This is a genomic window from Pauljensenia sp. UMB3104, from assembly GCF_030217285.1.
GTDB lineage: Bacteria > Actinomycetota > Actinomycetes > Actinomycetales > Actinomycetaceae > Pauljensenia.
In genome coordinates this window covers 1-261 of the sequence record NZ_JASONN010000373.1, presented here as the reverse complement: position 1 = coordinate 261, position 261 = coordinate 1, and the positions used below count along the sequence as shown (strand labels likewise).

The following is a 261-nucleotide window of genomic DNA, read 5'->3' as shown; positions in this document are numbered from 1 at the left end:
AGGTTTATCGGTTTCAGCCTTAGCTTTTTCAATGGCTTCATTGATGGCCTCCATATCATTGCCATCTTCAACACGTTGATAATGCCATCCATAAGCTTTATACTTCATTTCAATATCTTCAGTAAAGCCCATATTGGTTGGCCCATCGAGTTGAACATCATTAGAATCATAGAGAACGATTAGTTTCCCTAATTTTAAATGGCCAGCGAAACTAGATGCTTCTTGGCAAACGCCTTCTTGCAGGTCGCCATCTCCACAAAT

Annotated in this window: 1 pseudogene; it reads right to left on the bottom strand. The window is 40.2% G+C overall.

From position 1 onward, the window contains the following. A pseudogene (locus QP415_RS12075) lies at positions 1-261 on the bottom strand (transketolase); the annotation flags it as partial.